The sequence below is a fragment of the Klebsiella sp. K-3 genome, assembly GCF_051207495.1.
Classification (GTDB): Bacteria; Pseudomonadota; Gammaproteobacteria; order Enterobacterales; family Enterobacteriaceae; genus Klebsiella; species Klebsiella aerogenes.
Window position 1 is genome coordinate 65,488 of sequence record NZ_JBPNXF010000010.1, and the last position, 25,621, is coordinate 91,108.

Genomic DNA, 25,621 nt, shown 5'->3' on the forward strand with positions numbered 1-25,621 from the left:
TTCTCCTCCTCCGGCATGGCGCTATTTTCGCTGCAAATCCAGCAATGTCGATTTATCAGAGAGCCGTCAGGCTCCATATCAGGAGAAACCCGATGAGTAAATTTCTGGACCGGTTTCGCTACTTCAAACAGAAGGGTGAAACCTTTGCCGATGGGCACGGCCAGCTTCTTAAAACCAACCGGGATTGGGAGGATGGATACCGCCAGCGTTGGCAGCATGACAAAATCGTGCGTTCCACTCACGGTGTGAACTGCACCGGCTCATGCAGCTGGAAAATTTATGTCAAAAATGGCCTGGTCACCTGGGAAACCCAGCAGACCGATTATCCGCGCACCCGCCCCGATCTGCCGAACCATGAGCCACGCGGCTGCCCGCGCGGCGCCAGCTACTCCTGGTATCTGTATAGCGCTAACCGCCTGAAATATCCGCTGATGCGTAAGCGTCTGATGAAGATGTGGCGTGAAGCGAAAGTTCAGCATAGCGATCCGGTTGAGGCATGGGCTTCTATTATTGAAGATGCCGATAAAGCGAAAAGCTTTAAACAGGCCCGCGGCCGCGGCGGTTTTGTTCGTTCTTCATGGAAAGAAGTGAACGAACTGATTGCCGCCTCAAACGTCTACACCGTCAAAACTTACGGTCCAGACCGCGTGGCAGGCTTCTCGCCAATCCCGGCGATGTCTATGGTTTCCTATGCGTCCGGCGCCCGTTACCTGTCGCTGATTGGCGGTACCTGCCTGAGCTTCTACGACTGGTACTGTGACCTGCCGCCGGCCTCGCCGATGACCTGGGGCGAACAGACCGACGTGCCGGAATCCGCCGACTGGTACAACTCCAGCTATATCATCGCCTGGGGCTCCAACGTCCCGCAGACCCGTACCCCGGACGCGCACTTCTTTACCGAAGTTCGCTATAAAGGGACCAAAACCGTGGCGATTACTCCGGACTATGCCGAAATCGCCAAGCTCTGCGATCTGTGGCTGGCGCCGAAGCAGGGAACTGATGCCGCGATGGCGCTGGCGATGGGCCACGTTATGCTGCGTGAGTTCCACCTCGATAAACCGAGCCAGTACTTCACTGATTACGTACGCCGCTACACCGACATGCCGATGCTGGTTATGCTCGAAGAGCGCGATGGCTACTATGCCGCTGGCCGTATGCTGCGTGCTGCCGACCTGGTTGACTCCCTGGGCCAGGAGCAGAATCCGGAATGGAAAACCGTCGCCTTTGACGAGAAGGGCGAAATGACCGTACCTAACGGTTCTCTGGGCTTCCGCTGGGGTGACAAAGGCAAGTGGAACCTCGAGCAGCGCGATGGTAAAACCGGCGAAGAGATTGAACTGCGTCTGAGCCTGCTTGGCAGCCACGACGATATCGCCAACGTCGGCTTCCCATACTTTGGCGGCGAAGGTTCCGAGCATTTCAACAAAGTCGACCTCGAAAACATTCTGCTGCACAAACTGCCGGTAAAACGCCTGCAGATGGCCGACGGCTCCACCGCGCTGGTGACCACCGTTTATGACCTGACCATGGCGAACTACGGCCTGGAGCGCGGTCTGAACGATGAAAACTGCGCCACCAGCTACGATGACGTCAAAGCGTACACTCCGGCCTGGGCAGAAAAAATCACCGGCGTACCCCGCGCGCATATCATCCGTACCGCTCGTGAATTTGCCGATAACGCCGATAAGACCCATGGCCGCTCGATGATTATCGTCGGTGCGGGCCTGAACCACTGGTTCCACCTGGACATGAACTACCGCGGGCTGATCAACATGCTGATCTTCTGCGGCTGCGTTGGCCAGAGCGGCGGTGGCTGGGCGCATTACGTTGGTCAGGAAAAACTGCGTCCGCAGACCGGCTGGCAGCCGCTGGCGTTCGCCCTCGACTGGCAGCGTCCGGCACGCCACATGAACAGTACATCGTACTTCTATAACCACTCCAGCCAGTGGCGTTATGAAACGGTCACCGCGCAGGAACTGCTGTCGCCGATGGCGGATAAATCCCGCTACAGCGGACATCTGATCGACTTCAACGTGCGCGCTGAGCGTATGGGCTGGCTGCCGTCGGCGCCGCAGCTGGGCGTGAACCCGCTGCGTATTGCTGACGAAGCGAAGAAAGCCGGCATGACGCCGGTCGATTACACCGTGAAATCGCTGAAAGAGGGGTCTATTCGCTTTGCGGCCGAACAGCCGGAGAACGGTAAAAACCATCCGCGTAACCTGTTTATCTGGCGTTCCAACCTGCTGGGCTCCTCCGGTAAAGGCCATGAATATATGCTCAAGTACCTGCTGGGTACCGAGAACGGTATTCAGGGCAAGGACCTTGGCAAGCAGGGTGGCGTGAAGCCGGAAGAAGTCGAGTGGCGGGATAACGGTCTTGACGGCAAACTGGATCTGGTCGTCACGCTCGACTTCCGTCTGTCGAGCACCTGTCTGTACTCCGACATCGTACTGCCGACCGCAACCTGGTACGAAAAAGACGATATGAATACCTCGGATATGCATCCGTTTATTCACCCGCTGTCTGCCGCCGTTGACCCGGCCTGGGAATCCAAAAGCGACTGGGACATCTATAAAGGTATCGCTAAGAAATTCTCTGAAGTCTGCGTAGGCCACCTCGGCAAAGAAACCGACGTCGTGACGCTGCCGATTCAGCACGATTCCGCCGCGGAAATGGCGCAGCCGTTTGACGTTAAAGACTGGAAAAAAGGCGAATGTGACCTGATCCCAGGTAAAACCGCTCCGCATATTATTCCGGTCGAGCGCGATTACCCGGCGACCTACGAGCGCTTCACCTCTATCGGCCCGCTGCTGGAAACCATCGGCAACGGCGGTAAAGGTATCGCCTGGAATACCCAGAGCGAGATGGATCTGCTGCGTAAGCTTAACTACACCAAGGCGGAAGGCCCGGCGAAAGGCCAGCCGAAGCTGGAGACCGCTATCGACGCCGCCGAGATGATCCTCACTCTGGCGCCGGAAACCAACGGTCAGGTAGCCGTGAAGGCGTGGAAAGCGCTGAGCGAATTTACCGGCCGCGAGCATGCGCACCTGGCGCTGAATAAAGAAGACGAGAAGATCCGCTTCCGCGATATTCAGGCGCAGCCGCGTAAGATCATCTCCAGCCCGACCTGGTCTGGCCTGGAAGACGAACATGTCTCCTATAACGCCGGTTATACCAACGTTCACGAGCTGATCCCGTGGCGTACGCTGTCCGGCCGTCAGTCGCTGTATCAGGATCACCAGTGGATGCGCGACTTTGGCGAAAGCCTGCTGGTCTATCGTCCGCCGATTGACACCCGTTCGGTGAAAGCGGTGATGGGCGAGAAGTCCAACGGCAATCCAGAGAAGGCTCTTAACTTCCTGACGCCGCACCAGAAGTGGGGGATTCACTCGACCTACAGCGATAACCTGCTGATGCTGACCCTGTCGCGCGGCGGGCCGATCGTCTGGATGAGCGAAGCGGACGCGAAAGATCTGGGTATCGAAGATAACGACTGGATCGAAGTATTTAACGCCAACGGCGCCCTGACGGCGCGTGCGGTAGTGAGCCAGCGCGTACCGGCCGGAATGACCATGATGTACCACGCGCAGGAACGTATCGTTAACCTGCCGGGCTCTGAAGTCACCGGTCAGCGCGGCGGTATCCACAACTCGGTTACCCGTATTACGCCAAAACCGACCCATATGATCGGCGGCTACGGCCACCTGGCCTACGGCTTTAACTACTATGGCACCGTCGGTTCCAACCGCGATGAGTTTGTTGTGGTACGTAAGATGAAGAACATTAACTGGTTAGACGGCGAAGGTAATGACCAGGTACAGGAGAGCGTAAAATGAAAATTCGTTCACAAGTCGGCATGGTGCTGAATCTCGATAAATGCATCGGCTGCCATACCTGCTCCGTAACCTGCAAAAACGTCTGGACCAGTCGTGAAGGGATGGAGTACGCCTGGTTCAACAACGTAGAAAGTAAGCCGGGCGTCGGTTTCCCGAACGACTGGGAAAACCAGGAAAAATGGAAAGGCGGCTGGATCCGCAAAATCAACGGAAAACTGCAGCCGCGTATGGGCAACCGCGCGATGCTGCTGGGTAAAATCTTCGCCAACCCGCATCTGCCGGGAATCGATGATTACTACGAGCCGTTTGATTTTGACTACCAGAATCTGCATAACGCGCCGGAAAGCAAACATCAGCCGATCGCTCGTCCGCGCTCGCTGATTACCGGCCAGCGGATGGACAAAATTACCAGCGGCCCGAACTGGGAAGAGATCCTCGGCGGCGAGTTTGAAAAACGCGCCAAAGACCAGAACTTCGAAAACATGCAGAAGGCGATGTACGGCCAGTTCGAAAACACCTTCATGATGTATCTGCCGCGCCTGTGCGAGCACTGCCTGAACCCGGCGTGCGTCGCGACCTGCCCGAGCGGCGCCATCTATAAGCGTGAAGAGGACGGTATTGTCCTGATCGACCAGGACAAGTGCCGCGGCTGGCGTATGTGCATCACCGGCTGCCCGTACAAGAAGATCTACTTCAACTGGAAGAGCGGGAAATCCGAGAAATGCATCTTCTGCTACCCGCGTATTGAATCAGGCATGCCGACGGTGTGTTCCGAAACCTGTGTGGGCCGTATCCGCTATCTCGGTGTCCTGCTATACGACGCGGACGCGATTGAAAACGCCGCCAGCACCGAGAACGAGAAAGATCTGTATCAGCGTCAGCTGGACGTCTTCCTCGATCCAAACGATCCAAAAGTGATTGAGCAGGCGTTAAAAGATGGCGTCCCGCAGGGGGTCATTGAAGCCGCGCAGCAGTCGCCGGTTTACAAAATGGCGATGGACTGGAAGCTGGCGCTGCCGCTGCACCCGGAATATCGCACCCTGCCAATGGTCTGGTATGTGCCGCCTCTGTCGCCGATTCAGTCCGCCGCCGATGCGGGCGAACTGGGTAGCAACGGGATCCTGCCGGACGTAGAAAGCCTGCGTATTCCAGTCCAGTATCTGGCGAACCTGCTGACCGCGGGCGATACCCAGCCGGTACTGTTGGCGCTGAAACGTATGCTGGCGATGCGCCACTTCAAACGTGCGGAAACCGTCGACGGCGTCGTTGATACCCGCGCGCTGGAAGAGGTGGGGCTGAGCGAAGCGCAGGCGCAGGAGATGTACCGCTATCTGGCCATCGCTAACTACGAAGACCGTTTCGTGGTGCCGAGTAGCCATCGTGAACAGGCCCGCGATGCCTTCCCGGAGAAGAGCGGCTGCGGCTTTACCTTCGGCGATGGTTGCCATGGTTCTGATAGCGAATTCAACCTGTTCAACAGCCGTCGTATCGACGCCATTGACGTTACCAGCAAAACGGAGCCGCACTCATGATTGAACTCGTGATTGTGTCGCGTCTGCTCGAATACCCTGACGCTGCCTTATGGCAGCATCAGAAGGAGATGTTCGAGGCTCTCGCGTCATCGGAAAAACTCGCCAAAGAAGATGCCCAGGCGCTGGGCGTTTTCCTGCGCGATTTAGTGGCTCAGGATCCGCTGGACGCCCAGTCTGCGTACAGCGAGCTGTTTGACCGCGGCCGTGCTACTTCGCTGCTGCTGTTTGAACATGTCCACGGCGAGTCCCGCGATCGCGGGCAGGCGATGGTCGACCTGATGGCGCAGTACGAGCGCCACGGCCTGCTGCTGGACAGCCATGAGCTGCCGGATCACCTGCCGCTGTATCTGGAGTATCTGGCGCAGCTGCCGGAAGAGGAAGCGCTTGGCGGCCTGCGGGACGTTGCGCCGATCCTCGGCCTGCTCAGCGCGCGTCTGCAACAGCGCGAAAGCCGCTATGCGATGCTGTTCGAGCTGCTGTTGAAGCTTGCCAATACTCAGGTCGATAGCCAGAAAGTGGCGGAGAAGATCGCCGACGAGGCCCGCGACGATACGCCGCAGGCGTTGGATGCCGTTTGGGAAGAAGAGCAGGTCAAATTCTTTGCCGACCAGGGCTGCGGCGAGTCGGAGATTTCCGCTCACCAGCGTCGTTTTGCCGGAGCCGTGGCCCCGCAATATTTGAATATCTCTAACGGAGGACAGCACTAATGCACTTCCTGAATATGTTCTTCTTTGACATTTATCCGTACATTGCGGGTTCGGTGTTCCTTATTGGCAGCTGGCTGCGCTACGACTACGGTCAGTACACCTGGCGCGCCGCCTCCAGTCAGATGCTGGATCGTAAAGGGATGAACCTGGCGTCAAACCTGTTCCATATTGGGATCCTGGGTATTTTCGCCGGTCACTTCCTCGGCATGCTGACCCCGCACTGGATGTATGAGTCCTTCCTGCCGATCGACGTGAAGCAGAAGATGGCCATGTTTGCCGGCGGCGCGTGCGGCGTGATGACGTTGGTGGGCGGTTTACTGCTGCTCAAGCGCCGTCTGCTGAGCCCACGCGTTCGCGCTACCACCACCACAGCGGATATTCTGATCCTCTCGTTGTTGATGGTGCAATGCGCGCTGGGACTGCTGACCATTCCATTCTCCGCCCAGCATATGGACGGTAGCGAAATGATGAAACTGGTCGGTTGGGCGCAGTCGGTGGTCACCTTCCACGGCGGAGCTTCGCAGCATCTCGATGGCGTGGCGTTTGTCTTCCGCGTTCACCTGGTGCTGGGGATGACGCTGTTCCTGCTGTTCCCGTTCTCTCGTCTGGTTCACATCTGGAGCGCGCCGGTCGAGTACCTGACGCGCAAATACCAGATTGTGCGCGCGCGTCGCTAGTTCATTCGCGACGGCTGACTCACCCCGCCATGGCGGGGTTTTTTTTCGCCCCAACCAAGGTTGTTGCCGGCAGCGGCAAGCAGAATCAGTACCCCTCCAGCCAACTGCAGCGGCGCCAGCGCATGATGGAAAACCAGATAGTCAACCAGAATGGCCACCAGCGGATAGATAAACGAGAGCGAACCGGTGACCGGCGTTGGCAATTTTTGAATCGCGCTATATAAAAGCTGGTACATAATCCCGGTATGGACGATGCCGAGGATTAACAAATAGCGCCAGGGAAAATGGCTGTTAAATTCGGGGTGATGAACCAGCGGTAAAAGCATCACCGTGCCGACGATAACTTGAATAAAAGCGATATGCTGCGCCGGTAGCGGCTGCAGTTTGCGGGCAATAATGGCGGTCAGGGCATAAAAAAATGCCGCGCCTAATGCCAGGATAATACCGGTGACGAGATTATCGCTGTGGGCGGGAGTCAGTTCGCTCGACAGCAGAATCACCACGCCGCTAAAGGCCAGGAGTAACCATCCCCATTTTACCGCGCTTACCTTTTCACCCAGCATCATGCTCAGTAATACCAGCATAAAAGGCTGGGTATTGTAGACCACGGTGGCCATCCCAATAGAAACGCGTGAGTAGGCGGCAAAAAGCAGCAGCCAGTTAATGACCAGCGCGACGCCGCCAAGGATTGCCAGCGCCAGGGTGAAGCGCGTCAGGCGGCTGAATGGCTGTCGACTTAACAAAATAAACAGCAGTAATGCGACCGCGCCAATAAGACAACGCCAGAACACCACATCAATCACCGGTAACCCTGAGAGCAGCACGAACGCGCCAATCGAGCCGGAAATCATCATCGCCAGACTCATTTGCCAGACACCACGAGAAAGCTGCATATATCACCTCCAGAAGTTTTCCATTATTGTCGTGAAAAGCCTGACAGCTTGATATATCTGAATTAAGGTAAGAACAAATGAATGCCTTTATTTATTAGGTGAAATAAATGGAATACATAATTGATGAAATAGACCGGGCGATTCTTGCCTGCCTGACGCAAGATGCCAGAGTTTCGCTTAAGGTATTGAGTGCGCAGGTGGGATTGACCTCGCCGAGTACCGCCGAGCGGGTAAAACGCCTTGAGGAAAAAGGGGTGATTCAGGGTTATAGCGCGCGGGTTAATCTTGCGGCGTTGGGATATAGCCTGCAGGCATTAGTTCGAGTGAGACCGCTACCGGGATTGCTGCAAAAAGTGGATAAATATATCCAGGCGATGCCGGAGTGTATTGAAAGCGACAAGGTCACCGGAGAGGATTGTTTTGTTATGCGTCTCGTGGTCCGTGATATTGCGCAGTTGGATACGATATTGGATGGTCTCGCGGAGTATGCGCAGTGTAATACCTCTGTGGTGAAAAGCTCGCCGGTCAAAAGACGATTGCCCCCGCTGTGAGTTTTCCCGGAGGCGGTGCTGCGCACCTGTCCGGGCTACCAAACGGCACCACCTGTAGCCTCGCTAAGCGAAGCGCGAGCGAGGAGATAGCAGAACAGGTGGCTGAAGAGAGTGCAACAGGAGTGGGGAAGGATTACTCGGCGCTAAAGCGCCTCGCCCTTCGGGCCGTTGCCTGCGGCAGCGTTCTCTCGCTGACGCTCGAGTCGAACCTTGGTCGAAGCTTCTCATCCTTCCCCGTAGGGCAGAATATTAAGTATTGTAGGTAGATTAAACTGGGTATGACATGGGTAGATGGTGGTGGGGGAAGGATAACTCGTCGCTATCGCTCCTCGCCCTTCGGGCCGTTGCCTGCGGCAACGTTCTCTCGCTGACGCTCGAGTCGAACCTTGGTCGAAGCTTCTCATCCTTCCCCGTAGGGCAGAATATAGAATATCGTAGGTAGATTAAGCTGGGTATTACAAGGAGAGATGGTGGTGGGGGAAGGATTCGAACCTTCGAAGTCGATGACGGCAGATTTACAGTCTGCTCCCTTTGGCCGCTCGGGAACCCCACCAGGGGTAAAATCAAATTGTAGGCTATTCAGCAAAATGAATGGTGGTGGGGGAAGGATTCGAACCTTCGAAGTCGATGACGGCAGATTTACAGTCTGCTCCCTTTGGCCGCTCGGGAACCCCACCACGGGGTAATGCTTTTTACTGGCCTGCTCCCTTCTCGGGAAGCGGGGCGCATCATACCAAATGACGCGCCCCTGTAAAGCATTCCTTTGACAAAATTAAACTGGTTGCCTGATTTTTACGCGTAACGCCGTAAAGCTAACCAATTCATTTCGCTGTTGATTAAAGAATGATCGTCCGGTTGCCGTAAACAAAGACGCGCTGCGCCAGTACCTGATATAGCGCACGGCTTAAGACGTTTTTTTCAACGTCACGGCCCGCGCGCATCATATCTTCGGCGGTATAGGTATGATCGACGTGAATCACGTCCTGCATGATGATTGGGCCTTCATCCAGATTATCATTCACATAGTGGGCGGTGGCGCCAATGATCTTCACGCCGCGCTCATAGGCCTGGTGATACGGACGCGCGCCGATAAACGCCGGCAGGAACGAGTGGTGAATATTAATGATTTTGTTCGGGAAACGAGCGACAAACGCCGGAGTAAGCACGCGCATGTACTTTGCCAGTACCACGTAGTCCGGATCGTGGGCGGCTATCGCATCGCCCATCTGCTGGTCGTGCTCTTCGCGGCTCAATCCTTCATGGCTCACCAGCTCAAAGGGAATATCGAAACGTTCCACCAGCGTGCGCAGCGTTTCATGGTTGCCGATAACCGCGGCGATCTCGACGTCCAGCCCACCGTAGTTGGCTTTCATCAGCAGATCGCCGAGACAGTGCGCTTCTTTAGTGACCAGAATCACCACCCGGCGACGGCCGGCCGGATTGAGTTCACGGATTGAGCCTTCCGGCAGCGCGCTATCGAGGTCGGCCAGCAGAGTGGCGTCGTTAAAGATACCTTCGAGCTCGGTACGCATGAAGAAACGACCGGTACGGTGGTCGACAAACTCATTGTTCTGCACGATGTTTAACTCGTGCTTGTAGCAGATATTCGTGATACGCGCGATGAGGCCTTTCTGATCAGGGCAAATGGTGCGTAGTACTTTACGTTGTAATGAATGCATCGCGGGGGAAATCCTGTTGTGTTTGCAATTGCTGATGCCGGGCCTTATTGGCCGCAGCATTTTTTAAATTTTTTACCTGAACCGCAAGGGCAGGGGTCATTACGACCAATTAATGGCCGGGTGCCGTCAATATAGTACCACTGTCCGTTTTCTTTTAAGAATCTGGAACGTTCAATAATCGCGCCGGGGCGGTTATCTTCAGTAAAACGTGCGATAAAACTGACGAAGCCTTCGTCGGGATTACGTCCGTTATCGGTGGCGAAAACGGTTAAGCCGAGCCATTGCGTATTGGCAAAGCCTTTTTCAATATCGGTGCGAAAACGTGACGCTTCACAGGTCGGATGCCAGGTTTTGATTAAATAATCGACATCTTTCATCACGAATGCGCTATAGCGGGAACGCATCAGCTGTGACGGGCTCGGCGCTAGCTGACCGCCGTCCAGATATCGCTGGCAACATGAGCTATACTCGAGAGCGCTGCCACAGGGGCATAATTGCGACAAAATCGCCTCCATGGAAAAGAATGACGGCGCCAGAGCGCCAACCTGCATTATGTTAACTGAGCGATGGCGCTAATGTCATGCTCAGAGTGGAAGGATATGTATCTGTACTAATGAGAAAGTTGAAGATTGGTTTAGCGCTAGGGGCTGGCGCCGCGCGCGGTTGGTCGCATATCGGCGTGATAAAAGCGCTGCATCGGGCAGGAATTGATGTCGATGTAGTGGCAGGATGTTCTATTGGTGCCTTAGTCGGTGCGGCATACGCCTGCAATCGTCTCCCTGCGTTGGAAAAGTGGGTTAGCTCCTTTAGCAACTGGGATGTGCTGCGATTGATGGATCTCTCCTGGCGGCGCGGCGGTTTGTTACGCGGCGAGCGGGTGTTCAATCAATACCGGCAAATTATGCCCGTTGCGCAAATCGAAGAGTGCGAACGTCGTTTTGCCGCCGTGGCGACTAACCTGAGCACCGGGCGTGAATTATGGTTTACGGAAGGTGACCTGCACATGGCGGTCCGCGCTTCTTGTAGTATGCCGGGCCTGATGTCGCCGGTGATGCATAACGGCTACTGGCTGGTAGATGGTGCGGTGGTCAATCCGGTTCCGGTCTCGCTAACGCGAGCCTTGGGGGCGGATATTGTGATTGCCGTCGACCTCCAGCATGACGCCCATCTTATGCAGCAGGACCTGTTATCAATCGAATCGCCGCGTCCGGAGCCGATAGAAGAGCTAAGTTGGCATTCCCGCCTGCGATCACGGTTGGGGAGAATGAGCTCTCGTCGTGCGACAATAACCCCCACGGCGATGGAGATTATGTCCACCTCGATTCAGGTGCTGGAAAACCGCCTGAAACGTAATCGTATGGCAGGCGATCCGCCAGATATCCTGCTACAGCCGTTTTGTCCGCAAATATCCACTCTCGATTTTCATCGTGCTGGCGAAGCGATGGCCGCAGGACAGCTGGCCGTTGAGAAAAAAATGGATGAATTATTACCCTTGGTGCGCACTTCCGCGTAGCGCACTTGTCCAACACTTAAGTAAATTCTGACAGGCGATAGCGTGAATAGCGTGCCACTATTTAATTATCGTCAGCCAGGGGAGAGAACATGACGCAGCCATTGGCGGGAAAACAGATTCTGATAGTAGAAGACGAACCCGTTTTCCGCTCTCTCCTGGATAGCTGGCTAACTTCACTGGGAGCGACGACTCGCCAGGCGGAAGACGGCATTGAGGCGCTGCAGCAAATCGCGATTTCGAAACCGGATCTGATGATTTGCGATATCTCGATGCCGAGGATGAACGGCCTGGAGCTGGTTGAACAGGTTCGCAACCAGGGTGAACAACTTCCTATTTTGATGATTTCCGCGACCGAAAACATGGCGGACATTGCCAAAGCGCTGCGTCTTGGCGTGCAGGACGTCTTACTGAAGCCGGTAAAAGATTTTAATCGCCTGCGTGAAACGGTGTATGCATGTCTCTACCCGACAATGTTTAGTTCTCGAGTAGAAGAGGAAGAGCGATTATTTGAAGACTGGGATGCGTTAGTTAGCGATCCCCTGGCGGCGTCAAGGTTATTGCAGGAGCTTCAGCCGCCGGTACAGCAGGAGATATCTCATTGTCGCATTCATTACCGCCAGCTTATCTCTGCAGATAAACCGGGGCTGGTGCTGGATATTGCGCCGTTATCAGAAAACGATCTGGCGTTTTATTGCCTGGATGTTACCCGTGCCGGTGATAATGGCGTTCTGGCTGCATTATTATTACGTGCTTTGTTTAATGGCTTGCTGCAAGAACAGCTCGCTCATCAGGGGCAGCGCCTGCCGGAAATGGGCGCATTGTTAAAACAAGTTAACCAATTACTCCGCCAGGCCAATTTACCAGGTCAATTCCCATTGTTGGTTGGTTATTATCACAGCGGATTAAAAAATTTGATTCTGGTTTCTGCAGGTCTTAACGGCACGTTGAATACCGGTGAGCATAAAATTCAAATTAGTAACGGCGTTCCGTTAGGAACGTTGGGCAACGCATACCTCAACCAAATTAGCCAGCGCTGTACTTCATGGCAGTGCCAAATTTGGGGCGCGGGGGGACGTTTACGACTGATGTTGTCTGCAGAATGAACAATTCTATCTATTTTTAGTAGGTGGGATTACCGGGCCTACATTTCCGGTGGTACTATCACTGCGTTTTATGCGTAAAAGTCCTAATTCGAGGGTATCCAAACCTTTTCAGACCAGGTTTAACTGATCAGACTGATATACTCGATGCGTTATTTATTGACGATTAAGTTCAAAAAACGAACAGTCCAGGAGATTTCAATGGCTGCCCTTAATTCTAAAGTAAGAAAAGCTGTTATCCCGGTAGCGGGATTAGGCACCAGGATGCTACCCGCCACCAAGGCTATTCCGAAAGAAATGCTGCCACTGGTAGATAAACCATTAATCCAATATGTTGTTAACGAATGTATCGCCGCTGGGATTACTGAAATTGTTCTGGTGACACACTCTTCGAAAAACTCTATTGAAAACCATTTCGATACCAGCTTCGAACTCGAAGCGATGCTGGAAAAACGTGTAAAACGTCAGCTTCTGGAAGAAGTTCAGTCTATTTGTCCGCCGCACGTTACCATCATGCAGGTACGTCAGGGGCTGGCTAAAGGTCTGGGTCATGCGGTGCTGTGCGCGCATCCCGTTGTCGGCGACGAGCCGGTTGCGGTTATTCTGCCGGACGTTATTCTGGACGAATATGAGTCCGATCTGACCCGTGATAACCTGGCGGAAATGATTGCTCGCTTTGACGAAACGGGCGCCAGCCAGATCATGGTTGAGCCAGTTGATGACGTTACGGCTTATGGTGTTGTTGATTGCAAAGGCGAAAGCCTGCAGCCTGGTGAAAGTGTGCCGATGGTTGGCGTTGTTGAGAAGCCGAAGGCAGACGTCGCGCCATCTAATCTGGCGGTTGTCGGCCGTTATGTACTGAGCGCCGATATTTGGCCGCTGCTGGCTAAAACCCCTCCGGGAGCCGGCGATGAAATTCAGCTGACTGATGCTATTGATATGCTGATCGAGAAAGAGACCGTGGAAGCCTACCACATGAAAGGCAAAAGCCATGACTGCGGTAATAAGCTCGGTTATATGCAGGCCTTCGTAGAATATGGCGTTCGCCATAAGACTTTGGGCGAAGACTTTAAAGCCTGGCTTGAGCAAGCTGTCGCGAAGTAATATTCGTCGCCAGAACAACCGGGTCGCCTGATAGCGATCCGGTTTTTTTATGCCTGATACTTTAGCGCGTAGCGATAAAAAAAATCCCGCCGAAGCGGGATTTTTATATCAAGCATAAAGCTAATTAGAGCAGGAAATCGTCCAGTGTTTTACCTTGCTCATCCATTGCTTTCTTGATGACTGCCGGAGTACGACCCTGGCCAGTCCAGGTTTTAGTTTCGCCGTTTTCATCAACGTAGCTGTATTTAGCCGGACGTGCAGCACGTTTAGTTTTGGTGCCAGCTTTAACTGCCGCCATGGTGCTCAGCAGTTCATTCGGATCAATACCGTCAGCGATCAGCATTTCGCGGTACTGTTGCAGTTTACGAGTACGCTCTTCAATTTCTGCAGCAGCGGCGCTTTCTTCTTCGCGACGTTCGTTAACAACAACTTCTAATTTTTCCAGCATCTCTTCAAGCGTTTCAAGGGTGCATTCTCTTGCCTGCGCACGAAGAGTACGGATGTTGTTCAAAATTTTAAGTGCTTCGCTCATTGTAGTAATCTCAAACTTATATTGTGGGGTGGTTTGTTGAAGTAATAATAGAGCGATAAAATCAGATGTGCAATAGGGGAGAATGTAAGGAATTCAAAATTACTTGTTATTTGTCTGGTTGATTAAATAATTTAAGTTAAATTTTCGCGCGACCTCACATCTTCTCGCTTATAGCTTAAGCATACGCACTGGCGCTAAAACCATGAGTCAGGATGATTTTCCCGCGTTTCGAGAGTAAATTTATACTTCACGTGGATAAATATCGCTCTTCAGTTTTAGCGCATTAGTTACGGTGATGCTTAATATAAATTGGCGGCTAAAACCCATTATAGTTGTCCGGGGAATGGCGGTTTAAGCACAAAACGACAATGATTTGTATCCGCTGGCGCGGCGACAGTGGTGCCTGACGCTATTCATTCGCTGGCCGTTTCATTTTTTGTAAAGCATTATCAGCCTGCCAGCAATACCCCCTGTGAAAGCACGGTCGGCTCGGTAATATATGATACAATTGCGCGGTAAAACACATTGATTGGGGTTACGCAGCCGATGGCACAACTTTATTTTTACTATTCTGCAATGAATGCCGGTAAGTCTACTGCGCTGTTGCAGTCTTCGTACAATTACCAGGAACGAGGGATGCGTACCGTCGTTTATACCGCTGAAATTGACGACCGTTTTGGTTCTGGCAAAGTGAGCTCGCGAATCGGGCTCTCTTCGCCGGCGCGGCTGTATAATCCTCAGACGTCGTTATATGCCGATATCGCGTCGGAGCATGCCCGCCAGCCCATTCATTGCGTGCTGGTGGACGAGAGCCAGTTCTTGACCCGTGAACAGGTCCACGAGCTCTCTGAAGTGGTGGATGAGCTCGATATCCCGGTATTGTGCTACGGATTGCGTACGGACTTTCGCGGTGAGTTATTTAGCGGTAGTCAGTATTTGTTAGCATGGTCAGATAAGCTGGTTGAATTAAAAACGATTTGCTTCTGTGGGCGAAAGGCAAGCATGGTTTTACGTCTTGATCAGGAAGGGCGCCCGTACAATGAGGGGGAGCAGGTGGTTATTGGCGGTAATGAGCGCTACGTTTCCGTCTGTCGTAAGCATTATAAAGAGGCGCTGAATATCGGTTCGTTAACCCAGGTGCAAAGTAAGCTGCGTCACTGCGAATAATTCTTTAATTTCATTACCTTCAGGCGCCTATATGGCGCCTGTTGTCTTTTATGGAATCGGTTCCTGTATTCAGATATTACCAGGTTTATTGTCTTTTGTACTTCTGTAGGCAAACGTTAATAAAGTATGAAAATAAAAAAAGCCCCATCAATAGATGGGGCTTCGTTCATATCAATGCCGTGAATTAAGCGGATTTTTTCGCTTTTTTCTCTGCTTTGACTGGAGCAGCTTCTTTTTTCACAGCCGCAGCTTCGCCTTCGACAAAGTCACGACCGTAGTAGGTATCCAGCAGAATCTGTTTCAGCTCGGCGATCAGAGGGTAGCGCGGGTTAGCGCCGGTGCACTGGTCATCAAAGGCGTCTTCAGACAGCTTATCAACGTGAGCCAGGAAGTCAGCTTCCTGAACGCCGGCTTCGCGGATAGATTTCGGAATACCCAGTTCAGCTTTCAGGCTTTCCAGCCATGCCAGCAGTTTCTCGATTTTCGCAGCAGTGCGGTCGCCCGGAGCGCTCAGGCCCAGGTGGTCTGCGATCTCGGCGTAACGACGGCGAGCCTGCGGACGGTCATACTGACTGAATGCGGTCTGCTTGGTCGGGTTGTCATTCGCGTTATAGCGGATAACGTTGCAGATCAGCAGGGCGTTTGCCAGACCGTGCGGAATGTGGAACTGCGAGCCCAGTTTGTGAGCCATTGAGTGGCACACGCCCAGGAAGGCGTTAGCAAACGCGATACCAGCGATAGTGGCGGCACTGTGCACACGTTCGCGGGCTACCGGGTTCTTAGAACCTTCATGGTAAGAGGCCGGCAGATACTCTTTCAGCAGTTTCAGCGCCTGCAGAGCCTGACCATCGGAGAACTCAGAGGCCAGTACGGAAACGTAAGCTTCCAGGGCGTGAGTTACGGCATCCAGACCACCGAAGGCACAGAGAGACTTCGGCATATCCATGACGAGGTTGGCATCGACAATCGCCATATCCGGAGTCAGCGCGTAGTCGGCCAGCGGATATTTCTGTCCAGTTGCATCGTCGGTTACCACGGCGAACGGGGTAACTTCAGAACCGGTACCGGAAGTGGTGGTAATGGCAACCATCTTGGCTTTGACGCCCATTTTCGGGAACTTGTAGATACGTTTACGGATATCCATAAAGCGCAGCGCCAGTTCTTCGAAGTGGGTTTCCGGGTGCTCATACATGACCCACATGATTTTGGCTGCATCCATCGGGGAACCGCCGCCCAGCGCGATGATTACGTCTGGTTTGAAGGAGTTGGCCAGATCCGCGCCTTTACGCACGATGGTCAGCGTTGGGTCAGCTTCAACTTCAAAGAATACTTCGGTTTCTACGCCAGCCGCTTTCAATACGGAAGTGATCTGGTCTGCATAACCGTTGTTGAACAGGAAGCGGTCAGTCACAATCAGCGCGCGTTTGTGACCATCAGTAATCACTTCATCCAGTGCGATTGGCAGTGAGCCACGACGGAAGTAGATAGATTTCGGAAGTTTATGCCACAACATGTTTTCAGCTCGCTTAGCAACGGTTTTCTTGTTGATCAGGTGTTTCGGACCAACGTTTTCAGAGATGGAGTTACCACCCCAGGAACCACAACCCAGAGTCAGGGAAGGTGCGAGTTTGAAGTTATACAGGTCGCCGATACCACCCTGAGAAGCCGGGGTGTTGATCAGGATACGCGCGGTTTTCATCATCTGGCCGAAGTAGGCCACGCGAGTCGGCTGGTTGTCCTGGTCGGTGTACAGGCAAGAGGTATGGCCGATACCGCCCATGGCGACCAGTTTTTCTGCTTTATTGACCGCGTCTTCGAAATCTTTCGCACGGTACATTGCCAGCGTCGGGGACAGTTTTTCGTGAGCGAACGGTTCGCTTTCGTCAACGTCGGTAACTTCGCCGATCAGAATCTTAGTGGTGGCCGGCACGGTGAAGCCCGCCAGTTCGGCGATTTTTGCCGCTGGCTGACCAACGATAGCCGCGTTCAGCGCGCCATTTTTCAGGATAATGTCCTGAACCGCTTTCAGTTCTTTGCCCTGCAGCAGGTAGCCGCCGTGGCTGGCAAAGCGTTCGCGAACGGCATCGTATACAGAGTCAACGACGACGACAGACTGTTCAGAAGCACAGATAACGCCGTTATCGAAGGTTTTTGACATCAGTACGGACGCTACTGCGCGTTTAATATCGGCAGTTTCATCGATGACAACCGGCGTGTTGCCTGCGCCAACGCCGATAGCTGGTTTACCAGAACTATAAGCGGCTTTAACCATACCTGGGCCACCGGTGGCGAGGATCAGGTTGATGTCAGGGTGGTGCATCAATGCATTAGACAGTTCTACTGAAGGTTGGTCGATCCAACCAATCAAATCTTTCGGCGCGCCTGCGGCAATCGCCGCCTGCAATACAATATCCGCCGCCTTGTTAGTTGCGTCTTTAGCACGCGGGTGCGGAGAGAAGATGATGGCGTTACGCGTCTTCAGGCTGATCAGCGATTTGAAGATTGCCGTTGAGGTTGGGTTGGTAGTCGGGACGATACCGCAAATAATACCGATTGGTTCAGCAATGGTGATGGTACCGAAAGTGTCGTCTTCAGACAGGACGCCACAGGTTTTTTCATCTTTATAGGCGTTGTAGATATATTCGGAGGCGAAGTGGTTTTTGATCACTTTATCTTCAATAATACCCATGCCGGATTCGGCAACGGCCATTTTTGCGAGAGGGATTCGAGCATCTGCAGCGGCCAGAGCGGCGGCACGGAAGATCTTATCAACTTGTTCTTGAGTGAAACTGGCATATTCACGCTGGGCTTTTTTTACGCGCTCTACAAGTGCGTTAAGTTCAGCGACATTAGTAACAGCCATAATGCTCTCCTGATAATGTTAAACTTTTTTAGTAAAACAGTAGCTCGATTCGACATTATAGACAGGCTGTTAACAGCTTGCATGTAAATGTTAACGTAAAGATTTCTAACGCTTTGAACACACTGATTTACTAAAAAAGCTTTGTCTTACTACGCACTCAGGTACTTCGGCCTTTCACTCTGTTGGTGTAGCCAAGATTACTCACTTCTGAGTATGAATTACGTGATTTGGATCAATATTTGGCGATGCTGATACCTTTCAGCAGGGCAATAATTGACCAGTTAAATCATGAGGAGTGATAAGGTATGCATATTTAATGAATAAAGCGCATACATTAAACAAATATATAACAAATAAAATCAATCAGCCGCGGCTGCATATTTGAGATGAATTGTGGCTATGAAAAGGGTATCTTCTGCCAAATTAATTCGTACTGACGCTGTCAACAGCCTTTTTTAATGGTGCTGCGGAGTTCACTGTGACCCTACCGTTGTTTGATTTCGCTGTTTATTTTAAATTTTTTATCGGCCTGTTCGCGCTGGTCAATCCGGTCGGCATCATTCCGGTTTTCATTAGTATGACCAGTTATCAGACGGCGCTGGTACGTAATAAGACGAATCTGACGGCTAACCTGTCGGTGGCTATCATCCTCCTTACCTCGCTTTTCCTCGGTGATGGAATCTTGCAAATTTTCGGCATCTCAATTGATTCTTTCCGTATCGCGGGGGGGATCCTGGTGGTGACTATCGCCATGTCGATGATCAGCGGGAAACTCGGCGAGGATAAACAAAACAAACAGGAAAAGTCGGAGACGGCCATTCGTGAAAGCATCGGTGTCGTACCGTTAGCGCTGCCTTTAATGGCGGGGCCGGGGGCGATAAGTTCCACGATCGTGTGGGGCACGCGTTATCACTCAATTGCCCATCTGATCGGTTTTTCAATCGCCATTGCGCTGTTTGCCGCCTGTTGTTGGGGAATCTTTCGCATGGCCCCATGGTTGGTCAGATTGCTGGGGCAGACCGGAATTAACGTCATTACGCGTATCATGGGTCTGTTGCTGATGGCTTTAGGGATCGAGTTTATCGTCACCGGGATTAAAGCGCTGTTTCCTGGATTAACAGGGTGACTGACGCAGCAGACGCGGGGCGCTGAGCCTCGCGTTTGAAAGATTATTAGCAAAACTTATTCCTGTCGTTGCTATAAATGGTAAGCGATAACTTTTGCTGATAATGATTTTATTTTATATTTATCATATTGTTAGTTGTTTTTATTCTATCTCGTCAGACTGTTTTTCTCCCCTCATCACTGTTATTTTTGTCACATCATTCTCTGGCGCTTGCTGTCGGATCATCGAAATGATATTAGTAATTTCTTCGAGACAGCAGATTAATGTGCTAAAAATTAGACAATTGTTAAATTTTTGTGCAAAAAAGCAACTTTGCGTACAGAGCGGGAACGTAAAACGACAGGGTGTTCCTATCCGTGTGATTTTAAACGCTATTTTTGCTTTTTAAACGTCATAAGTCTCAGGTTAAGCACGGTAAAAAAAACAATAAAAGAGAATCCGGTAACATATTTGCAAATTGCATTGGCGGACAAGAAACCGTTTTGGTACTTTCCGGCCTGATCGCTAACTAAATAATGTGCACAAATGAGAATTATTATTACATAACTCATTGTGCCGGCATTCCCCCTCTGGACAGGGGATAAAGAATCGACGTCAAGGCTGCCGTTTGAGCGGTCGTAATAAATAAGTCGGTGATAGCAAGCAGTAGAATCTGACAGCGGCAAAGACTCCTGCACTGTACAGAATCCCTATAAGGGAAAAATAACAGGCTGGTTAAATAACCAGTAATTATAATGAGTGGAGTAACAACACATGACCATCATCACTAAAAAAAGTCTGGTAGCGGCGGGAATTTTATCTGCGCTCATCACCGCAAATGTTGCTATGGCAGCTGATGTCCCTGCCGGGGTGCAACTGGCGGATAAACAAACGCTGGTACGTAATAACGGGGCAGAGGTGCAATCTCTGGATCCGCATAAAATTGAAGGTGTACCGGAGTCCAACGTTAACCGCGATCTGTTTGAAGGGTTAGTGATTGGCGATCTTAACGGCCATCCAGTTCCGGGCGTTGCCGAATCGTGGGATAACAAGGATTTTAAAGTCTGGACTTTCCATATTCGCAAAGATGCCAAATGGTCCGACGGTTCACCGGTTACCGCGCAAGATTTCGTTTATAGCTGGCAGCGTTTGGCGGATCCGAAAACGGCATCACCTTACGCCAGCTATCTTCAGTATGGCCATGTGGCTAACGTCGATGAGATTATTGCCGGCAAAAAACCGGCAACCGATCTCGGCGTCAAAGCGATCGATGACAAAACGTTTGAAGTCACGCTGAGCGAACCGGTTCCGTATTTCTATAAACTCCTCGTCCATCCATCCGTTTCTCCAGTACCAAAAGCCGCCATCGAAAAATATGGCGAGAAATGGACGCAGCCTGCGAATATCGTCACCAACGGCGCCTATAAATTAAAAGACTGGGTGGTGAACGAACGTATTGTGCTCGAGCGTAATACGAATTACTGGGACAACGCCAAAACCGTTATTAACCAGGTAACTTACCTGCCAATTTCTTCTGAAGTTACCGATGTCAACCGCTACCGCAGCGGCGAAATCGACATGACTTATAACAACATGCCGATTGAACTGTTCCAGAAGCTGAAAAAAGAGATTCCGAAAGAAGTTCACGTCGATCCTTATCTGTGTACTTATTATTACGAAATCAATAACCAGAAAGCGCCATTTACCGACGTACGCGTCCGTACCGCGCTTAAGCTGGCGCTGGATCGCGATATTATCGTTAATAAAGTGAAAAACCAGGGCGATCTGCCGGCTTACAGTTATACCCCGCCATACACCGATGGCATGAAACTTGTTGAACCGGAGTGGTTCAAATGGTCTCAGGACAAGCGTAATGAAGAAGCGAAAAAATTGCTGGCGGAAGCCGGCTATACCGCTGATAAGCCGCTGACCTTTAACCTGCTGTATAACACCTCTGATTTACATAAAAAACTGGCTATCGCCGTGGCGTCCATCTGGAAGAAAAACCTTGGCGCTAACGTTAAGCTGGAAAATCAGGAGTGGAAAACCTTCCTCGATAGCCGTCATCAGGGCACCTTTGACGTCGCGCGCGCTGGCTGGTGCGCTGATTACAATGAGCCGACATCGTTCCTGAACACCATGCTCAGCGACAGCTCTAACAACACGGCGCATTATAAGAGCCCGGCATTCGATAAGATCATCGGCGATACTCTGCAGGTCACCGATGAAGCGAAACGCGCCGAGCTGTACGCGCAGTCCGAACAACAGCTGGATAAAGATTCCGCGATTGTTCCTGTTTACTACTATGTGAACGCACGCCTGGTTAAACCGTGGGTTGGCGGTTATACCGGTAAAGACCCGTTGGATAATATTTACGTGAAGAACCTTTATATTATCAAACATTAATGGCAAGACGTGGGGCAGGCTGAGCTTGCCCCACCGTGTCTGAATTCATCGCACTCGATAGGCACAGGCCAGAAGGTACGGGCAATGTTAAAATTCATATTACGTCGCTGTCTGGAAGCGATTCCGACGCTATTTATTCTTATTACTATCTCTTTCTTCATGATGCGCCTCGCGCCGGGCAGTCCTTTTACCGGTGAACGCACGCTGCCGCCGGAAGTCATGGCGAACATTGAAGCGAAATATCATTTAAACGACCCCATCATGACCCAGTACTTCAATTATCTGAAGCAACTGGCGCACGGTGATTTCGGTCCTTCCTTCAAATATAAAGATTATTCGGTGAACGATCTGGTTGCATCAAGCTTCCCGGTTTCCGCCAAATTGGGCCTTGCAGCCTTCTTATTAGCCGTGATTCTTGGCGTTAGCGCCGGGGTTATTGCCGCCTTAAAACAGAATACCAAATGGGACTACGCGGTGATGGGGGTGGCAATGACCGGCGTCGTCATACCGAGTTTCGTGGTGGCGCCGCTGCTGGTGATGATTTTCGCCATCACGCTGCACTGGCTGCCTGGCGGCGGCTGGAACGGCGGGGCACTGAAATTTATGATCCTGCCGATGGTGGCGTTATCGCTGGCCTATATTGCCAGTATCGCCCGTATCACCCGCGGTTCGATGATTGAAGTTTTGCACTCTAACTTCATCCGCACCGCGCGGGCGAAAGGCCTGCCGATGCGCAGAATTATCTTCCGCCACGCGCTGAAGCCTGCGTTGCTGCCGGTGCTTTCCTATATGGGCCCGGCGTTCGTTGGCATTATCACTGGCTCAATGGTTATCGAGACAATTTACGGCCTGCCGGGTATTGGCCAGTTATTCGTCAACGGAGCGCTTAACCGCGACTACTCGCTGGTGCTCAGCCTGACGATTCTGGTCGGCGCGCTGACCATTCTGTTTAACGCGATCGTCGACGTGCTGTACGCCGTCATCGATCCGAAAATTCGCTACTGAAGCCGGAGTTCGCCATGATGTTAAGTAAGAAAAATAGCGAGGCGCTGGAGAACTTCAGTGAGAAACTGGAAGTTGAAGGCCGTAGCCTGTGGCAGGATGCGCGTCGCCGCTTTATGCATAACCGCGCGGCGGTGGCCAGCCTGATTGTGCTGGTGATTATTGCGCTGTTTGTGACTATCGCTCCAATGCTGTCGCAGTTTTCCTATTTCGATACCGACTGGGGGATGATGTCTAACGCTCCGGATATGGAGTCTGGTCACTATTTTGGCACCGATTCATCCGGTCGCGACCTGCTGGTGCGCGTGGCGATAGGCGGACGCATATCGCTGATGGTTGGCGTGGCTGCGGCGCTGGTGGCGGTGATCCTCGGCACCCTCTATGGTTCACTTTCCGGTTATCTCGGCGGCAAAGTGGACTCGGTGATGATGCGTTTACTGGAAATCCTCAACTCCTTCCCGTTCATGTTCTTCGTGATCCTGCTGGTGACCTTCTTTGGTCAGAACATCCTGCTGATCTTTGTGGCTATCGGGATGGTGTCGTGGCTGGATATGGCGCGTATCGTACGCGGTCAGACCCTGAGTCTGAAACGTAAAGAGTTCATCGAAGCCGCGCAGGTCGGCGGGGTCTCCACCGCGAATATCGTTATTCGTCATATTGTGCCGAACGTCCTGGGCGTGGTGGTGGTTTACGCTTCACTGCTGGTACCCAGCATGATTCTGTTCGAATCCTTCCTGAGCTTCCTCGGCCTTGGCACCCAGGAACCGCTGAGCAGTTGGGGCGCGTTACTCAGTGATGGCGCCAACTCAATGGAAGTCTCGCCGTGGCTGTTGTTGTTCCCTGCCGGTTTCCTGGTGGTAACGCTGTTTTGTTTTAACTTTATCGGCGATGGCCTGCGTGATGCCCTCGACCCGAAAGACCGCTAAGGAGCGCCGTCATGAGCACAATTGAAATGGCTAAAGCGCCGCAGGCCGCGCAGCAAAGCGGTCTGCTGCTGGATGTGAAGGATCTTCGGGTGACGTTTAAAACGCCGGACGGCGATGTCACCGCGGTTAACGATCTGAATTTTAACCTGCGGGCCGGCGAAACCTTAGGAATCGTCGGTGAGTCAGGTTCCGGGAAATCGCAAACGGCATTCGCGCTAATGGGGCTTTTGGCCGCGAATGGTCATATTAGCGGTTCCGCCACTTTTAACGGTCGCGAAATCCTTAATTTGCCCGAGCGCGATCTGAATAAGCTGCGTGCCGAACAGATTTCGATGATTTTCCAGGACCCGATGACGTCGTTGAACCCTTATATGCGGGTTGGCGAGCAGCTGATGGAAGTGCTGATGCTGCATAAAGGGCTGAGCAAAGCCGCGGCTTTTGAAGAGTCGGTAAGAATGCTCGATGCGGTGAAGATGCCGGAAGCGCGTAAGCGCATGAAGATGTTCCCGCACGAGTTCTCCGGCGGGATGCGCCAGCGCGTGATGATTGCCATGGCGCTGTTATGTCGGCCAAAACTGCTGATTGCCGATGAACCGACCACCGCGTTGGACGTCACCGTGCAGGCGCAGATCATGACCCTGCTTAACGAGCTGAAGCGCGAGTTTAACACCGCGATTATAATGATTACCCACGACCTCGGCGTGGTAGCGGGGATCTGCGATAAGGTTCTGGTGATGTATGCCGGGCGTACCATGGAATACGGTCAGGCGCGAGACGTCTTCTATCAACCGTCGCACCCGTACTCGATTGGTTTACTCAATGCGGTACCGCGTCTCGATGGCGAAGGCGATTCCTTGCTAACAATTCCTGGTAACCCGCCGAACCTGCTGCGTCTGCCGAAAGGCTGTCCGTTCCAGCCGCGCTGCCCGCATGCCATGGAAATCTGTAATAGCGCTCCGCCTCTGGAGTCGTTTGCGCCAGGCCGCCTGCGCGCTTGCTTTAAACCGGTAGGGGATCTGCTATGAACGCCGTGATCGAACAAAGAAAAGTGCTGCTCGAAATTGCCGATCTGAAAGTGCATTTTGATATTAAAGATGGCAAGCAATGGTTCTGGCAACCGTCAAAAACGCTCAAAGCGGTGGATGGCGTTACTCTGCGCCTGTATGAAGGCGAAACGCTGGGCGTGGTCGGCGAATCCGGTTGCGGTAAATCGACCTTCGCCCGCGCCATCATCGGCCTGGTGAAAGCTACCGACGGTAAAGTGGCCTGGCTTGGAAAAGATCTGTTAGGCATGAAGCCGGAAGAGTGGCGCGACGTGCGCAGCGATATCCAGATGATCTTCCAGGATCCTTTAGCATCGCTGAATCCGCGTATGACCATTGGCGAAATCATCGCTGAACCGCTGCGGACCTATCATCCTAAGATGTCTCGTCAGGAAGTGCGCGATCGCGTGAAGGCGATGATGATGAAGGTCGGCCTGTTGCCGAACCTGATTAACCGCTATCCGCATGAATTCTCCGGCGGCCAATGTCAGCGCATTGGTATCGCTCGCGCGCTGATCCTTGAGCCTAAATTGATCATTTGCGATGAGCCAGTATCGGCGCTGGACGTTTCCATTCAGGCGCAGGTGGTGAACTTACTACAGCAGCTGCAGCGGGAGATGGGGCTATCGTTGATTTTTATCGCCCACGACCTGGCGGTAGTGAAACACATTTCCGACCGCGTGTTGGTCATGTATTTAGGCCATGCGGTGGAGTTGGGCACCTATGATGAGGTGTATCATAATCCGCTGCATCCTTATACCAAAGCGCTGATGTCGGCCGTACCGGTGCCGGATCCGGATCTGGAGAAGAATAAAACCATCCAACTATTGGAAGGGGAATTACCTTCACCGATTAATCCGCCTTCGGGTTGCGTATTTCGCACCCGATGTCCATTGGCCGGGCCCGAATGCGCCAAAACGCGGCCGGTGCTGGAGGGCAGTTTCCGCCATGCGGTTTCCTGCCTGAAGGTAGACCCGTTATAATC

20 protein-coding genes, 2 tRNA genes and 2 other RNA genes are annotated in these 25,621 nt (G+C 52.6%); 15 read left to right on the top strand and 9 right to left on the bottom strand.

The window, feature by feature from the left end; translation table 11 throughout:
* The first annotated feature begins 92 nt into the window (after window positions 1-92).
* Genes ACSEMK_RS17465 through narI form a run of 4 tightly spaced genes read left to right on the top strand, consistent with a single transcriptional unit; the run spans window position 93 to window position 6,752 of the window.
* On the top strand, window positions 93-3,836 hold the full coding sequence (locus ACSEMK_RS17465; protein ID WP_045393812.1) for a nitrate reductase subunit alpha: 3,744 nt from the start codon (window positions 93-95) through the stop codon (window positions 3,834-3,836).
* The gene (narH, locus tag ACSEMK_RS17470; protein ID WP_087857950.1) at window positions 3,833-5,368 is read left to right on the top strand and encodes a nitrate reductase subunit beta; all 1,536 of its coding nucleotides are present in this window, start codon (window positions 3,833-3,835) and stop codon (window positions 5,366-5,368) included. Before ACSEMK_RS17465 ends, narH begins: the two co-directional genes overlap by 4 nt.
* On the top strand, window positions 5,365-6,075 hold the full coding sequence (gene narJ / locus ACSEMK_RS17475) for a nitrate reductase molybdenum cofactor assembly chaperone (RefSeq protein ID WP_430915278.1): 711 nt from the start codon (window positions 5,365-5,367) through the stop codon (window positions 6,073-6,075). The genes narH and narJ overlap by 4 nt, the downstream gene beginning before the upstream one ends.
* Window positions 6,075-6,752, top strand: coding sequence for a respiratory nitrate reductase subunit gamma (narI, locus tag ACSEMK_RS17480; protein ID WP_015367083.1), 678 nt, complete (start codon window positions 6,075-6,077; stop codon window positions 6,750-6,752). Before narJ ends, narI begins: the two co-directional genes overlap by 1 nt.
* On the opposite strand, the gene ACSEMK_RS17485 is transcribed toward narI, so the two are convergent.
* Window positions 6,749-7,645 carry a DMT family transporter gene (locus ACSEMK_RS17485; RefSeq protein WP_316424565.1) on the bottom strand — a complete coding sequence of 299 codons (897 nt, stop codon included), beginning with the start codon at window positions 7,643-7,645 and terminating at the stop codon, window positions 6,749-6,751. The genes narI and ACSEMK_RS17485 overlap by 4 nt on opposite strands.
* Before the next feature lie 107 nt (window positions 7,646-7,752).
* On the opposite strand from ACSEMK_RS17485, the gene ACSEMK_RS17490 reads away from it, so the two are divergent.
* Complete coding sequence (locus ACSEMK_RS17490) at window positions 7,753-8,196, top strand: Lrp/AsnC family transcriptional regulator (RefSeq protein WP_049056889.1); 444 nt, start codon at window positions 7,753-7,755, stop codon at window positions 8,194-8,196.
* Between the two features lie 116 nt (window positions 8,197-8,312).
* Here ACSEMK_RS17490 and ACSEMK_RS17495 read toward each other — a convergent pair.
* The 6 genes from ACSEMK_RS17495 to ACSEMK_RS17520 form a co-directional block, all read right to left on the bottom strand.
* A non-coding RNA gene (locus ACSEMK_RS17495) (RtT sRNA) lies at window positions 8,313-8,445 on the bottom strand.
* 43 nt (window positions 8,446-8,488) lie between these two features.
* Window positions 8,489-8,621: non-coding RNA, RtT sRNA (locus tag ACSEMK_RS17500), on the bottom strand.
* Window positions 8,622-8,664: 43 nt separating this feature from the next.
* Window positions 8,665-8,749 (bottom strand) — tRNA-Tyr (locus tag ACSEMK_RS17505).
* 39 nt (window positions 8,750-8,788) lie between these two features.
* Window positions 8,789-8,873 (bottom strand) — tRNA-Tyr (locus ACSEMK_RS17510).
* A gap of 159 nt (window positions 8,874-9,032) precedes the next feature.
* Window positions 9,033-9,875: a formyltetrahydrofolate deformylase gene (gene purU, locus ACSEMK_RS17515; RefSeq protein WP_316424566.1), complete on the bottom strand. Its 843-nt coding sequence runs from the start codon at window positions 9,873-9,875 to the stop codon at window positions 9,033-9,035.
* A gap of 44 nt (window positions 9,876-9,919) precedes the next feature.
* The gene (locus tag ACSEMK_RS17520; RefSeq protein WP_045397568.1) at window positions 9,920-10,378 is read right to left on the bottom strand and encodes a YchJ family protein; all 459 of its coding nucleotides are present in this window, start codon (window positions 10,376-10,378) and stop codon (window positions 9,920-9,922) included.
* Window positions 10,379-10,488: 110 nt separating this feature from the next.
* Here ACSEMK_RS17520 and rssA point away from each other — a divergent pair, with 110 nt between their 5' ends.
* The 3 genes from rssA to galU all read left to right on the top strand — a co-directional run bounded on the left by rssA (window position 10,489) and on the right by galU (window position 13,592).
* Window positions 10,489-11,388, top strand: coding sequence for a patatin-like phospholipase RssA (rssA, locus tag ACSEMK_RS17525; RefSeq protein ID WP_045397562.1), 900 nt, complete (start codon window positions 10,489-10,491; stop codon window positions 11,386-11,388).
* Between the two features lie 89 nt (window positions 11,389-11,477).
* Entirely contained in the window at window positions 11,478-12,491 is a 1,014-nt protein-coding gene (gene rssB, locus ACSEMK_RS17530) for a two-component system response regulator RssB (protein ID WP_087857945.1), read from the top strand.
* A 198-nt stretch (window positions 12,492-12,689) separates the two neighbouring features.
* Window positions 12,690-13,592, top strand: coding sequence for a UTP--glucose-1-phosphate uridylyltransferase GalU (gene galU / locus ACSEMK_RS17535; protein ID WP_045397556.1), 903 nt, complete (start codon window positions 12,690-12,692; stop codon window positions 13,590-13,592).
* 124 nt (window positions 13,593-13,716) lie between these two features.
* Here the strand turns inward: galU and hns are convergent, their stop codons facing one another.
* Window positions 13,717-14,124: a histone-like nucleoid-structuring protein H-NS gene (gene hns / locus ACSEMK_RS17540; protein ID WP_004103116.1), complete on the bottom strand. Its 408-nt coding sequence runs from the start codon at window positions 14,122-14,124 to the stop codon at window positions 13,717-13,719.
* Between the two features lie 546 nt (window positions 14,125-14,670).
* On the opposite strand from hns, the gene tdk reads away from it, so the two are divergent.
* Entirely contained in the window at window positions 14,671-15,291 is a 621-nt protein-coding gene (gene tdk / locus ACSEMK_RS17545) for a thymidine kinase (RefSeq protein ID WP_045397553.1), read from the top strand.
* A gap of 184 nt (window positions 15,292-15,475) precedes the next feature.
* Here tdk and adhE read toward each other — a convergent pair whose 3' ends face one another.
* A complete protein-coding gene (adhE, locus tag ACSEMK_RS17550; protein WP_087857943.1) occupies window positions 15,476-18,154 on the bottom strand; it encodes a bifunctional acetaldehyde-CoA/alcohol dehydrogenase in 2,679 nt (892 codons plus the stop codon).
* A gap of 478 nt (window positions 18,155-18,632) precedes the next feature.
* Between adhE and ACSEMK_RS17555 the strand changes: the two genes are divergently transcribed.
* From ACSEMK_RS17555 to oppF, 6 genes are all read left to right on the top strand, one after another.
* The gene (locus tag ACSEMK_RS17555) at window positions 18,633-19,280 is read left to right on the top strand and encodes a YchE family NAAT transporter (protein ID WP_045397549.1); all 648 of its coding nucleotides are present in this window, start codon (window positions 18,633-18,635) and stop codon (window positions 19,278-19,280) included.
* A gap of 753 nt (window positions 19,281-20,033) precedes the next feature.
* Entirely contained in the window at window positions 20,034-21,665 is a 1,632-nt protein-coding gene (oppA, locus tag ACSEMK_RS17560) for an oligopeptide ABC transporter substrate-binding protein OppA (protein WP_045397547.1), read from the top strand.
* Window positions 21,666-21,749: 84 nt separating this feature from the next.
* The gene (gene oppB / locus ACSEMK_RS17565) at window positions 21,750-22,670 is read left to right on the top strand and encodes an oligopeptide ABC transporter permease OppB (protein ID WP_015367069.1); all 921 of its coding nucleotides are present in this window, start codon (window positions 21,750-21,752) and stop codon (window positions 22,668-22,670) included.
* Window positions 22,671-22,684: 14 nt separating this feature from the next.
* Window positions 22,685-23,593 (top strand): oligopeptide ABC transporter permease OppC, encoded by a 909-nt coding sequence (oppC, locus tag ACSEMK_RS17570; RefSeq protein ID WP_087857941.1) that lies wholly within the window; start codon window positions 22,685-22,687, stop codon window positions 23,591-23,593.
* Window positions 23,594-23,604: 11 nt separating this feature from the next.
* Window positions 23,605-24,618: an ABC transporter ATP-binding protein gene (locus tag ACSEMK_RS17575; protein WP_113374162.1), complete on the top strand. Its 1,014-nt coding sequence runs from the start codon at window positions 23,605-23,607 to the stop codon at window positions 24,616-24,618.
* Window positions 24,615-25,619 carry a murein tripeptide/oligopeptide ABC transporter ATP-binding protein OppF gene (gene oppF / locus ACSEMK_RS17580; protein WP_059304977.1) on the top strand — a complete coding sequence of 335 codons (1,005 nt, stop codon included), beginning with the start codon at window positions 24,615-24,617 and terminating at the stop codon, window positions 25,617-25,619. The genes ACSEMK_RS17575 and oppF overlap by 4 nt, the downstream gene beginning before the upstream one ends.
* Window positions 25,620-25,621: the final 2 nt, after the last annotated feature.

Excerpts from the sequence above, each read along its gene's own strand:
- ACSEMK_RS17490 (WP_049056889.1), top strand. The coding sequence starts at position 7,753 with ATGGAATACATAATTGATGAAATAGACCGGGCGATTCTTGCCTGCCTG.
- tdk (WP_045397553.1), top strand. The coding sequence starts at position 14,671 with ATGGCACAACTTTATTTTTACTATTCTGCAATGAATGCCGGTAAGTCT.
- oppC (WP_087857941.1), top strand. The coding sequence starts at position 22,685 with ATGATGTTAAGTAAGAAAAATAGCGAGGCGCTGGAGAACTTCAGTGAG.
- rssB (WP_087857945.1), top strand. The coding sequence starts at position 11,478 with ATGACGCAGCCATTGGCGGGAAAACAGATTCTGATAGTAGAAGACGAA.
- purU (WP_316424566.1), bottom strand. The coding sequence starts at position 9,875 with ATGCATTCATTACAACGTAAAGTACTACGCACCATTTGCCCTGATCAG.
- rssA (WP_045397562.1), top strand. The coding sequence starts at position 10,489 with ATGAGAAAGTTGAAGATTGGTTTAGCGCTAGGGGCTGGCGCCGCGCGC.
- oppA (WP_045397547.1), top strand. The coding sequence starts at position 20,034 with ATGACCATCATCACTAAAAAAAGTCTGGTAGCGGCGGGAATTTTATCT.
- ACSEMK_RS17465 (WP_045393812.1), top strand. The coding sequence starts at position 93 with ATGAGTAAATTTCTGGACCGGTTTCGCTACTTCAAACAGAAGGGTGAA.
- narI (WP_015367083.1), top strand. The coding sequence starts at position 6,075 with ATGCACTTCCTGAATATGTTCTTCTTTGACATTTATCCGTACATTGCG.
- galU (WP_045397556.1), top strand. The coding sequence starts at position 12,690 with ATGGCTGCCCTTAATTCTAAAGTAAGAAAAGCTGTTATCCCGGTAGCG.
- ACSEMK_RS17575 (WP_113374162.1), top strand. The coding sequence starts at position 23,605 with ATGAGCACAATTGAAATGGCTAAAGCGCCGCAGGCCGCGCAGCAAAGC.
- oppB (WP_015367069.1), top strand. The coding sequence starts at position 21,750 with ATGTTAAAATTCATATTACGTCGCTGTCTGGAAGCGATTCCGACGCTA.
- narJ (WP_430915278.1), top strand. The coding sequence starts at position 5,365 with ATGATTGAACTCGTGATTGTGTCGCGTCTGCTCGAATACCCTGACGCT.
- narH (WP_087857950.1), top strand. The coding sequence starts at position 3,833 with ATGAAAATTCGTTCACAAGTCGGCATGGTGCTGAATCTCGATAAATGC.
- adhE (WP_087857943.1), bottom strand. The coding sequence starts at position 18,154 with ATGGCTGTTACTAATGTCGCTGAACTTAACGCACTTGTAGAGCGCGTA.
- ACSEMK_RS17485 (WP_316424565.1), bottom strand. The coding sequence starts at position 7,645 with ATGCAGCTTTCTCGTGGTGTCTGGCAAATGAGTCTGGCGATGATGATT.
- hns (WP_004103116.1), bottom strand. The coding sequence starts at position 14,124 with ATGAGCGAAGCACTTAAAATTTTGAACAACATCCGTACTCTTCGTGCG.
- oppF (WP_059304977.1), top strand. The coding sequence starts at position 24,615 with ATGAACGCCGTGATCGAACAAAGAAAAGTGCTGCTCGAAATTGCCGAT.